Origin of the sequence: Echinicola arenosa, assembly GCF_014841125.1 — a bacterium.
In the GTDB taxonomy this organism is placed as follows: domain Bacteria; phylum Bacteroidota; class Bacteroidia; order Cytophagales; family Cyclobacteriaceae; genus Echinicola; species Echinicola arenosa.
The window spans coordinates 139,897-152,011 of sequence record NZ_JACYTQ010000001.1 but is presented as its reverse complement, the minus strand read 5'-3'; the positions used below and the strand labels follow the sequence as shown (position 1 = coordinate 152,011).

General features: G+C 39.9%; 11 protein-coding genes. 7 read left to right on the top strand and 4 right to left on the bottom strand.

Translation table 11 applies throughout. The features are described 5' to 3' along the window. The first annotated feature begins 8 nt into the window (after positions 1-8). The 7 genes from IFO69_RS00610 (at position 9) to IFO69_RS00580 (ending at position 6,573) form a co-directional block, all read left to right on the top strand. Positions 9-758 (top strand): succinate dehydrogenase/fumarate reductase iron-sulfur subunit, encoded by a 750-nt coding sequence (locus IFO69_RS00610; RefSeq protein ID WP_192007019.1) that lies wholly within the window; start codon positions 9-11, stop codon positions 756-758. A gap of 203 nt (positions 759-961) precedes the next feature. Further along, entirely contained in the window at positions 962-2,371 is a 1,410-nt protein-coding gene (locus IFO69_RS00605; protein ID WP_192007018.1) for a sodium:solute symporter family protein, read from the top strand. 27 nt (positions 2,372-2,398) lie between these two features. Next, entirely contained in the window at positions 2,399-2,839 is a 441-nt protein-coding gene (locus IFO69_RS00600; protein WP_192007017.1) for a GNAT family N-acetyltransferase, read from the top strand. Position 2,840: 1 nt separating this feature from the next. Then, complete coding sequence (locus tag IFO69_RS00595; RefSeq protein WP_192007016.1) at positions 2,841-3,911, top strand: alanine racemase; 1,071 nt, start codon at positions 2,841-2,843, stop codon at positions 3,909-3,911. A 116-nt stretch (positions 3,912-4,027) separates the two neighbouring features. Beyond that, positions 4,028-4,633 (top strand): porin family protein, encoded by a 606-nt coding sequence (locus IFO69_RS00590; protein ID WP_192007015.1) that lies wholly within the window; start codon positions 4,028-4,030, stop codon positions 4,631-4,633. Between the two features lie 219 nt (positions 4,634-4,852). Further along, a complete protein-coding gene (locus tag IFO69_RS00585) occupies positions 4,853-5,404 on the top strand; it encodes a porin family protein (RefSeq protein WP_192007014.1) in 552 nt (183 codons plus the stop codon). Between the two features lie 95 nt (positions 5,405-5,499). After that, positions 5,500-6,573: a Gfo/Idh/MocA family protein gene (locus IFO69_RS00580; protein ID WP_192007013.1), complete on the top strand. Its 1,074-nt coding sequence runs from the start codon at positions 5,500-5,502 to the stop codon at positions 6,571-6,573. A gap of 20 nt (positions 6,574-6,593) precedes the next feature. Here the strand turns inward: IFO69_RS00580 and IFO69_RS00575 are convergent, their stop codons facing one another. The 4 genes from IFO69_RS00575 to IFO69_RS00560 all read right to left on the bottom strand — a co-directional run bounded on the left by IFO69_RS00575 (position 6,594) and on the right by IFO69_RS00560 (position 12,099). Then, a complete protein-coding gene (locus IFO69_RS00575) occupies positions 6,594-7,484 on the bottom strand; it encodes a carbohydrate kinase family protein (protein WP_192007012.1) in 891 nt (296 codons plus the stop codon). Continuing rightward, a complete protein-coding gene (locus IFO69_RS00570) occupies positions 7,477-8,820 on the bottom strand; it encodes a sugar porter family MFS transporter (protein WP_192007011.1) in 1,344 nt (447 codons plus the stop codon). The genes IFO69_RS00575 and IFO69_RS00570 overlap by 8 nt, the downstream gene beginning before the upstream one ends. Before the next feature lie 75 nt (positions 8,821-8,895). Further along, positions 8,896-10,395, bottom strand: a complete 1,500-nt coding sequence (locus IFO69_RS00565) for a glycoside hydrolase family 32 protein (protein ID WP_225443938.1) — start codon at positions 10,393-10,395, stop codon at positions 8,896-8,898. Positions 10,396-10,452: 57 nt separating this feature from the next. Then, the gene (locus IFO69_RS00560; RefSeq protein WP_192007010.1) at positions 10,453-12,099 is read right to left on the bottom strand and encodes a glycoside hydrolase family 32 protein; all 1,647 of its coding nucleotides are present in this window, start codon (positions 12,097-12,099) and stop codon (positions 10,453-10,455) included. Between the last annotated feature and the right edge of the window lie 16 nt (positions 12,100-12,115).

Sequence of the window (12,115 nt, the reverse complement as noted above, 5' to 3'; positions counted from 1 at the left end):
TAATTATTATGAACTTAACACTTAAAGTTTGGAGACAAAAAAACAGTTCTGATAAGGGCGGTTTTGTTAATTATAATATTGCTGATATTTCTGAAGATATGTCATTCTTGGAAATGTTGGACGTTTTGAACGAAGAGCTTTCTGAAAAGGGAGAAGACCCTGTTCACTTTGACCATGATTGTAGGGAAGGTATCTGTGGGATGTGTTCTTTGCATATCAATGGCAAGCCTCACGGCCCTCAGCAAACGACAACCTGTCAGTTGCACATGAGGTCTTTCAAAGATGGAGACACCATCACCATCGAACCTTGGAGAGCAGCTGCTTTCCCAGTAGTGAAAGATTTGGTAGTGGATAGAGGTGCATTTGACCGTATCATCCAAGCAGGGGGGTATGTATCGGTTAATACGGGTGGTGTACCTGATGCCAATGAGATTCCTATTCCAAAGAAAATTGCTGACGAAGCTTTTGATGCAGCAACTTGTATTGGTTGTGGTGCTTGTGTAGCCGCTTGTAAGAATGCTTCTGCTATGTTGTTTACTTCTGCCAAAATCTCTCAGTTGGCCATGTTGCCTCAGGGTAAGGTGGAAAGAAAAGAGAGAGCTGAGAAGATGATTGCCCAGATGGATGAGGAAGGATTTGGAGCCTGTACCAACACAGGTGCATGTTCTATCGAATGTCCTAAAGGCATCAGCTTGACCAATATCGCTAGAATGAACAGGGAGTATTTCTCTGCTATTGTGAGCAGTGAGAATGTATAATTGAGATCTTAGATTATTTAATGAAAGGCCGGTTCTCCGGCCTTTTTTATTGTCTGTTTTTTTACTTCTTTGATTATTTCATGATTTATTTTTGTTTAAATAGTGTATTTCCTAAATAAAATTACTTAAAATAGGAAAAAACGAATAAAACAATAACTTAGAAATTTTGTTAGAAAGGGAATAATTAGAAAGAAGACAACTGAATGGAATGGATCGATATTGTCATTTTTATCGTGTATATGATCATTATGCTTGGAGTTGGCTTTTACTTCATGCGAAACAATCAAGGACAAGAGGATTATTATGTTGGAGGTAGAAGTATAGGCCATTGGCATATTGGACTATCTGTGGTGGCTACAGATGTGGGAGGGGGGTTCTCTATTGGTTTAGGGGGCTTAGGTTTTGCGATGGGGCTATCTGGAAGCTGGATGCTGTTTACAGGGCTTATAGGTGCATGGTTAGCAGCTGTTTTTTTGATTCCTAAAGTGAAGTCCAATCCGGCCTTCGCTAAATTTTATACTTTTCCGCAAATCTTTCAATATCTCTTTAACCGACAAGTAGGCATAGCAGCAGGAGTAATTTGTTTTGTGGGGTATCTAGGTTTTACTTCATCTCAATTATTGGCGGGGGCAAAATTGGCCGCAGGCACTTTTAAGGATTTGGATATCAATTTAGCCTTGCTGATAATGGGCATAATAGCGGTTGTATATACTGTTTTAGGGGGGCTTAAGGCGGTAATATACACAGATACCATTCAGTGGATCATCCTATTATTGGGTTTTACCTTTATTGGTTTGCCCATTTCCTATTATCACGTCGGAGGATGGAAGGTGATACAAGATACATTACCGGCTGAATTTTTCAGTCTGTCTAATTTGACCTGGCAGGATTTGGCCAATTGGGGGATCACTATTTTGCCCATATGGTTTGTAGGTATGACTTTGTACCAAAGAATATTTGCGAGCAGGGATGTCAAATCAGCTAAGAAAGCCTGGTATATTGCGGGTTTGTTTGAATGGCCCATCATGGCTTTTATGGGTGTGTCTTTAGGTTTATTGTCTAGAGTGGCTTTTGAACAAGGCATGATTGCAGGTGCAATTGATGATCTGGACCCAGAGATGGGGTTGCCAATACTCTTAAGCACAGTTTTGCCAGCAGGAATAATGGGACTGATGATGTCCGCTTATTTTTCGGCAGTATTATCTACTGCTGATTCCTGTTTGATGGCCGCTTCAGGGAATCTCACTACAGATCTTTTTGGGAAATGGTTTGATAAGCAGCCAGAAGAAAAGTCAATGAGGTTCAGTCAGTTGTTTACTTTAGTCATTGGGGCTTTGGCATTGTTGATAGCCATGCAAATGACCAATGTACTGGAACTTATGCTTTATTCTTACGCTTTTATGGTATCGGGACTGTTAGTTCCCATCCTTGCTGGTTTGTTTTGGAATAAGCGAAACCCTAATGCCGCATTGCTTTCTATGATCATTGGAGGAAGTGTTACTGCAGGCCTGGCCTTTAGCGGTATCGCTTTGCCTTCGGGACTTGATGCTAATTTATTTGGGCTTGCGGCCTCTTTAGCAGCGTTTTTGCTTGTAAATAAACTGGATAAATAAAATTGAATATACTTTAACCCTATTAAAATGAATAAGATAGAGACACTATCCACCATTGACAATGCGACATATCTCCAGAAAAAAGAAATTGCAGATTTTTTGTTTGAACACCTAGATCAATATGGTGATCCACATGAGGACATTATGAAATGCTTGGATTATGCCTTAGATCAGGCTGTGGATAAAGGAGGTTTTGTGGTGATGGGGCGTGAAAATGGGGAAATTATTGGTGCGGTAGTGGTAAATAAGACGGGCATGTCTGGATATATTCCTGAAAATATATTAGTTTATATCGCTGTCAATGCCAACCAACGAGGTAAAGGAGTCGGAAAAAAGCTGATGAAGACGGCGATTAAAATGGCCAGTGGCGATATTGCGTTACACGTAGAGGCTGACAATCCGGCAAAAATCCTTTATGAAAAGCTTGGGTTCACCAATAAATATCTTGAAATGAGGTTGAAAAAATAGAATGGCATTTTTAAATCTATACAAAGATAATCTTCGAAAGAATTACGAGTTTCTCCGAGAGAAATTTAATGAATATGATGTGGCCTGGGGAGTCGTGTCCAAATTGCTTTGTGGCAATGAAATTTACATTCAGGAATTGATTGACCTGGGTGTGGACGAAGTACATGACTCCAGGATCAGCAACCTTGCCAAAGTAAAAAATATTAATTCAGCTATTCAGACGGTATATATCAAACCTCCTTCCAAACGTAACTTGAAAGATGTGGTGATGTACGCTGATGTCAGTCTGAACAGTGAACTCAATACCATAAAATGGATCAGTGAGGAGGCGGTGAAACAAGAAAAGAAACATCAGATTATCATCATGGTGGAAACGGGAGACTTGCGAGAAGGAGTGATGGGAGATGACTTGGTAGAGTTTTATTCAAAAATATTTCAGCTTCCCAATGTGGAAGTGATTGGCCTGGGAACTAATTTAAACTGTCTCAATGGAGTCATGCCATCCACCGATAAATTGGTACAGCTATCCCTTTATAAACAAATCATAGAATTAAAGTTTAATAAGGAAATTCCATGGGTATCCGCTGGGACCTCAGTGACAATTCCTTTGATGCTTAATCATCAATTACCTAAAGGGATCAATCATTTTAGGGTTGGAGAGACCTTATATTTCGGTGCTAATTTGTTTGATGGAAGTACAATCGAGGGAATGAATGATGGAGTTTTTGAATTGTGTGCAGAGATAATTGAGTTGCAGGAAAAGCCTCTCCTGCCTATTGGAAACCTTGCCGCCAACCCACAAGGTGAAATTACAGAGATTGATGTGTCGCTTTACGGACAATCTTCTTACCGGGGTATTTTGGATCTTGGGTTGTTGGATGTGGATCCAAAGTATTTGATTTATGACAAAAACGAATTTGAAGTACTTGGGGGAAGTTCAGACATGCTGATCTTGGATTTGGGTAAAAATCCAAAGAACTATAAAGTAGGAGACCTTATTCGCTTCAAACTTAAATACATGGGCGCTTTGGCGATTTTAAATTCTTATTACATAGAGAAGAGAGTAAAATAGTTGGTTTACAATGAATTGTGAACAAAAAGGGGAGTTGCATAAAGCACTCCCTTATTTTTTTGCTTCTTTTGGCATGGATTTGGTGTACGAAAGGATGAACCAACTATATGATTAACATGAAAAAGGTAATTTTTGCATTTATCGCAGTATCATTATTTGTTTGGGATGCCAATGCGCAGAGAAGAACTCCTGCCAGTGATCAAGCCAGTAACTTTGGTATCCGAGGTGGGGTCAACTTCTTCAATTGGGGAGGTGATGATGGCTCCAATAATGACTATACCAATCGAGCAGGTTTCCATGCAGGTATTTATGGAAATATGTTTGTGACAGACAATTTTGCCATTGAGCCAGGTGTGTATTACTCGCAGAAAGGAACCGAGGCAGATAATGTAACGGAGTCAAGAACAATCTTGAGTTACGTAGATGTGCCGATTTTACTACGTTTTTATGCAAGTGACGGCTTTAACATCTTTGCTGGTCCGCAAGGATCTATTTTGACCAAAGCTGAATTTGAAGGAGATGCTTTTGGGTCAACCTTCGAATGGGAAAGAGATGATGTAAATGATCTGGATGCCGGATTGGTTTTCGGTGTAGGATATAATTTGCCTGTGGGACTGAATGTTCAGGGTAGTTATGACTTGGGTTTGACGCCAGTATTTAAAGATTCAGACGCTGAAGTATATAACAGAGGTTTTAAAATATCTCTTGGATATAGTTTCTAAACTGGATCCAAAAAGGGCTTCGATATTTGTCGAAGCCCTTTTTTTGCTTTTACTTTCTTGGCTTCACTCAAGAAGCTAGATTTAACACCTATTTTTTGAAGAAAATATTTCAATATATATCACTTCAAAGTGGTTTTTTTCGTTTATTTAAAAAGTTTAACGCTTGATAATTAGCTTTTTAATGTTTTAGATTCACTTCATATTTAACCGACACTCACCATGAAAAGAATTCAGATTCTCATTTTAGCATTTATTTTATTGGCTGGCATCCAGCAAGTTTATGGCCAAACAGGTATTAGGGCAGGGTGGAACTATCCCGAAATAAAAGGCATCAGTTCGGATGGAAACTCAGGATTTCATGCGGGCATCTATCATAAAATCAGCTTGTTGGGGCTGATAGCAGTGGAACCTGGGATACAATATTCTCAAAAAGGATGTAAGCTGGATGATAATGGCATGACGGCTACCGAAAGGTTACATTATATAGATATTCCAATTTTGGCTCGTTTGGGCTTTATTCCCTTGTTAAATGTTTTTGCGGGACCTCAAGCGTCTGTACTAGTAGCCAGAAATTATGAGGGATCTACGGATGTAAGTTCTTTAGATGAATTGACAAAGTTTGATATCGGGGGAGTCGTTGGAGTTGGAATTAATCTGCCACTTGGGTTCAACGTGCAAGGGAGTTATGATTTCGGATTTTCAGACTTGAACTACAGTGATGTAGATACTAAGAACAGTGTGTATAAAGTTTCCATTGGCAAAAACTTCTAAGAATTTTCTTTCTTTTGGTTTGAAAAGCCTGTCCTATTTTTTGGATGGGCTTTTCTTTTGTAACTTATTAATTAAACCACTAAAACCAATGAACTATGATAAGAAGGCAATTTATCCAAAATACAATATTGGCATCAGCAGCAATGAGTTTTCCTAATGTTATTCTGGGTTCCAAAAAAGAACGACTTGGAGTTGCTTTGGTAGGCCTGGGAGGATACAGCACTGGGCAATTGGCTCCAGCGTTGCAGATGACCTCAAATTGTTATTTGGCGGGGATAGTGACAGGAACGCCTGCCAAAGCTGAAGATTGGAAAAATAAATATAAAATCCCCGATGGCAATATTTATAATTACGAGAACTTTGAGTCCATTGCCGATAATCCTGATATTGATGTAGTTTATGTGGTGCTTCCGAATAGCATGCATACCGAATTTGCTATGAAAGCCGCAGAAGCTGGAAAGCATGTTTGGTGTGAGAAACCAATGGCCAAAACGGTTAAGGAATGCGAGCAGATCATTGAGGCATGTAAAAAGAATAAAGTTAAGCTGAGCATAGGTTATCGGATGCAACACGAACCCAATACAAGACAATTGAGAGAGTTTGTGAAAAACCAAAAATATGGTGAATTAAGAATGCTGGAAGCAGTAGCTGGGTTTACAATGCGAAGTACTGGGATTTGGAGATTGGATAAGGAAATGGGTGGTGGAGCCATGTACGATATGGGAGTGTATCCTATCAATGGTGTAAGGTTTCTGAGTGGTATGGAACCTATTTCTGTAATGGCATATGAGAGTGTCCGGCGTCCAGAAATGTTTGACGAGGTAGACGAAACGATGAATTATGTTTTGGAATTTCCCAACGGACTGATGGCCAATTGTGCTACCAGTTTTGGAATGAACATGGGAAGATTAACTGCTACATGTGCCAGTGGAAAATTCTGGCTGGAGCCTTTTCAGTCTTATCGTGGAATTCAAGGCGGTACAAGTGATGGTATTCAATTCTCCGACCAGGTCAAAAGTCAGCAAGCGGTACAAATGGATGATGATGCATTGGCTATTCTTGAAAACAAGGAAGTGATGGTTCCAGGTGAGGAAGGTTTAAGAGATGTTATGGTGGTTGAAGCAGCTTTTAAATCTGCCAAGGAGGGCATTCGAGTAAAAATAGGCTAGTAGGCTGAAAAAACAGCCTACTAGGAGGAATAGCTTTTTCTAATATTGTCAATTGATTTGAGGTCATACTGAGGTGTGCCTCCTTTGTTAGTTGCGACTAAAGCCCCTAGGGCACAGGCAAAATCGAGAATTTCATTGGCTGGTTTGTTTTGGAGAAATTGATGGATAAATCCACTTAGGAAAGCATCTCCCGAGCCCACAGTATCTTCCACGATGACTTTATAGCCAGGATGTCGATGTAATTGTTTCCCATCATAAATCATAGCTCCTTTTGATCCCAAAGTGACGCATACCAATTTTAGTTTATAGTTTTGGGCTAAAGTGGTTATGGCTTTTTCTATATCATTGGAAAGTTCCAATTCCTCTTTTAAAATCATTAACTCATCGTCATTGATTTTGAGAATATCAGCTTTCATTAATAATGATTCAATCAAATCAAAAGAATAGTGCGGCGCTCGAATATTGATGTCAAGGATTTTTAAAGTATGCGTTTCCAATAACTTCAAAAGAGTTTCACTGCTTTCCTTGCTTCTTGCAGCCAAACTGCCAAAGACAAATGCATCAGCTTCATTTACCCTTTTTTGAACTTCCTGATTCCAAGAAATAAAGTCCCAAGCAACAGGTTTGACGATTTCATATTTGATATTTTCCTTATCGGAATCATCTACTACCACCCGGCTTGTTTCATGACTTTCATCTTTCTGGATCATCCCAATGTCCAGAGATTTTGATTGTACAAAATCCAATAAATCTATACCAAGCTGGTCTTTGCCAACCTTTGAAATAAAAGTGGTGTCATATCCAAGATATTGGATATGCAAGGCTACGTTCATAGGAGCTCCCCCAGGAATGTTTTTATCAGAGAAACAATCCCAAAGCATTTCGCCAAATATTACTACTTTTTTATGCATTGGTCTTGATCATATCTTGTTGAATTTCTTCCAGAGAACGGCCTTTGGTTTCTGGCATTTTTGTCAATACCCAAATCAATTGCCAAACCATCATCAAGGCAAAGAAGCCAAAGATGCTTACTGGGCCAAATACGTTGGCAAAGAAAGGAAAAACATTGGCAATCACTGCTGCTAAAATCCAGTGTGTAAAACAGCCAATTGACTGTCCATATGCCCTGGTTTCATTGGGGAATACCTCTGAGATAAACACCCAAATAACACTTCCTTGACCCACAGCATGAGAGGCAATAAAGACAAAAACAAATATCGGTAGATAAGAAGGGCTGATGGCACCTCCGGAAAAAGAATAGGCAATCAGTATAAGGGAGACAATATAGCCAATTGAGCCTATTAGCATCAGTTTTTTTCTACCAATTCTGTCAATCAAATAAAGTCCCAACATGGTGGCTACCATATTTACGGCACCGATACCAATGGTGGAGAGCAAAGCACTTTCTTGATCTATTCCCGCCATTTCAAAGACCCTAGGGGCAAAATAAATAATGGCATTGATGCCGGAAAGCTGGTTGAACAGGGCAATCATAATGGCCAAAAGGGTGGTTTTAAAATGGCTCTTTTTAAATAATGCCGAAAAGCCTACTTTCACTTTCTCACGCTTTCTTTCTTCGATAGCCAATCTAATCGCCTCTTCTGCGCCATCAGGATCTGTTTTAGAAAGTATTTCTGTTGCTTCTTCAATATTGTTCTGATGAGCTATGAGCCACCTTGGGCTTTTAGGTACCTTAATGGTCAAAAGGGTATAGATCAATGCCGGAATGGCCTCCATACCCAACATCCAACGCCAGCTTTCATTGAAGTTGGCCATTTCTATAAGATAATTGGAGAAGTAGGCCATTAGGATCCCAAAGACGATGTTGAACTGAAAAAGTGCAACCAGCACCCCTCTGTTTTTTGCGGGGGCAATTTCACTGATGTACATTGGAGCAACGACGGAAGATGCTCCCACACCAAGCCCTCCGATAAATCTAAATATCATGAAAGTGATGACATCTGGAGCCAATGCTGACCCCACGGCGGAGACAAAGTATAATAAGCCAATCCAGAGTAAAGAGGATTTTCTCCCATATTTATCAGCTGGGATTCCTCCAAATAGAGCCCCAAGTACAGTCCCGTACAAGGCAATTGCTACTGCCATGCCATGGCTCCAATCACTGAGTTGCCATTTTTCTTGGATAAATCTTTCTGCACCGGAAATTACTGCTGTATCGAAGCCAAATAAGAATCCTCCCAATGCGGCCACTATAGAAAGGAAAATAACGTACTTTTTACTGTTCATGTCAGGTTATTTAAAGGCTAATACCAAAGCTAGCCAGAAGTAGTTTGAATTGAAACTAATTGTTTATTCAATCTACTAGTTGTTCCAAATTGATTTAAAGTAATGAACCTTATTCTCACCCTTAAAGCCTTTAAGTTCTACCTTAAGTAGTGGAGCATTAGGGAAAATGATTTCGGTCATTACCATTTCGCCATCGTTAAAGAAAAACTCCAGAGAAGAACGGTCGGAGAAGATGCTTACATTTTTAATTTTTATATTCTTTATAGGAGCATGGTGAATGTTTCCAAATTCGTCTTGAAAGTCAGTTTTACCCGCATTACTTCGGTCAAAGGTGATTTCATCATGGGTAATTTGAAGGGTAATATTTTCTCCTAAGTCATTACTGAAAATCACCGATCCTGATTGCTCTGGAGTTTTTTCTAAGTCCAATTGAAAGAGGTTATGATCTAGCATAAAGGAAGCCCCCTCAATAACATTTGTAGATTCTACTAGATTTTGGATTTCTTTTATGGGGGCAGAGGATAATAGGATGTTGCCTGAATTATCCCTCACCAATTGTAGCTCACGGGGAATGGTCATGGCAGACCTCCAGGCTTGGGTAGGGACAATATTTGCGTATTGCCAGTTGCTCATCCAGCCTAAAAACAACCTTCTGCTATCCTCTCGAGGTATATTGGACCAGGTTACTCCCGCATAATTATCTGCTCCATGATCAATCCATTTTACGTCTGAACCTTCAGCAGTAAACGTTTGCCCATCAAATTGTCCAATGAAATACTGGGTGGCAGACCCGCCGTTAGGACCTCCAGGGTTGATACTGACCAAAAGAACCCATTTTTTATTTCCTTCGGGAGTGGTAAGAGGAAAGAGGTCCGGGCACTCCCAGACACCTCCATATGCTGCCCAATCAGGATTGAAATCACTTTCATGCTTCCAATCAATCAGGTTAGGAGAGGAGTAAAAGCTGATCTTGTCTTTTACGGCAAGGGTCATGATCCATTTCCCTATTCCATTGGTTTGTTCGTACCAACTTACTTTTGGGTCTCTAAAATCTGGAATGCCTGGGCTTTTTAGCACTGGATTTCCTTTATACTTTGTCCATGTCCGACCTTTGTCATTGCTAAAAGCGATGCCCTGGGTTTGGCCTTTTTGATTTTGGTGGTAGGTGAAAATAGCTACCATAGGATCATTTCCATCTTTTCCCAACCCCGAGGTGTTTCCATGATCTATTACTGCACTTCCGGAAAAGATATACCCCAGACTATCAGGGTATAGTGCGATGGGTAAATGCTCCCAGTTAAGCATGTCTTTACTCACTGCATGACCCCAGTGCATTGGTCCCCAGACATTACTGTCTGGATAGTGCTGGTAGAATAAATGGTACTCACCATCAAGGTAAACCATCCCATTTGGATCATTCATCCATTGTTGAGGCGGAGAAAAATGATATTGGGGACGATATTTCTCATCAAATAGCTGGATGTTTTCCGCTGTTTTTTCTTTAGGTTTTTCTGAACAAGCATACAGGAAAAACGCAAGCAGAAGAAAGGTCATAGGTTTGATAGTAGATTTCATACGGCTATTTGGGTTTGAATGATATTTTGAATAAATAATAAAGAAATATAATCAAGATTATTCCCAGATTGACTTTACATCAAATACTTCAAGGTTTTTAATGGTGATATTGTTTCCCCAGAAGTGAAAACCTTCTTGGTTTTTTTTGTCTGCAGACCTTGACATGGAGAAATATAGTGCACCATTATCAACAAATATTTCTATACTTGTTTTATCGATGAAAATGTCAGCTGAAATTTCCATGCTGGTAGGGTCATTGGGAGAGTAGAACTCACCATTGAGCTTGTTGAAATTGAGGTCATAATCGATTAGATGCTGTCCAAAAAGGTTAAGCCCTGCACTTGTAGCATGTGATAATTTAATGGTTGTTTTGATCCTTAAGCTTCCTGCATTTGAAAATTCATTCAACAGCTCATTCGCTTTTTCCGATGTTAAATTTGTCCATTGGTTTATAGGACTGAAAAGTTGTTCTACCTCTGATACAGGTTCACTAAACAAACGCGGTCCGGATTTGGTGTTTCTAAGGGATAATTCTGTTGGAAGGAGCATCATTCCATTGAAAGGCATCTCGGGATGACTTATTCTTCCCCAGCCAATTTGTACTCGACGGCCATTATCCATGTTGGTATAGGTCTGTGCTGCATAAATGGAACCAGAAGTGTATTGATATTTACCGCTTTTAGGGGTGAAGATCTTTCCATCAAAGTTACCTAACATATAAGTGCCAGAGGCTCCGTACATGACCCATAAAGTATTGTCCTTGTTTCCATCAATAGGCAGTTCAAATAGCTCAGGGCACTCCCAAAAGCCCGTAGTATGACTTTGATATTCCCAGTCTTTGAGGTCAGTAGAATTATAAATGGAGTGTCCATCGCGCTCGTTGAGTACCATCACCCAGTGATTTTCCTTTTCATACCAAAAGACTTTTGGGTCCCTGGTGTCTTGACTGTTCCATTTAGCTTTTGAATCTATTACAGGGTTGCCTTGATATTTAGTGAAAGTCCTTCCATTATCCAAACTATAAGCAATGCATTGCATCTGTTTTTCTGGCCCGGCGGCAGTGTAGGCTGCAATCATGGCGGGCGTTCCGTTTTCGTTAAAACCAGCTGTGTTTTGATAATCGATGACAGCAGATCCTGAGAACATTCCCCCAAGTTGATCAGGATAAAGCGCATCTGGCAGTTCTTCCCAATGAATTAAATCCTTACTTACAGCGTGTCCCCAATGCATGTTTTCCCATTCCTTTTCATAGGGGTTATGCTGATAGAATAGATGGTACTCTCCTTCATAGAAAATCAGGCCATTTGGATCATTGATCCAACCTCTTTGCGTTGTGAAGTGGAATTGAGGTCGATTACTTTCTTTATATACCTTATCTTGACCTACAAAATGATCATCTTGGTAGATTTTGGATAAGCCAGCCTCATTCCCCTCATAACTGATTTTTAAGGTTTTTCCTTTTAGGTTTGACACCTCTTTGAAAATCCAATAATCCGGCTCATCGGAAGCCAGGCGGACAACTACCGATAGATCATCTTTACCATCAGTCTGAAAGGTCATTTTTTGCCGCTCCTCTTTGTGAGAGATTGGAATGTTCAGGTACTTTTTATTGATCTTCAGTTTGATTTCACCTGCAAATACAGAAAGGCAAGCGAAGAGAAATAAAATGGTGCCTGTAAATGCTTTTTTTAAATTTAGGTTCATTTTAGGTTTAATAGGT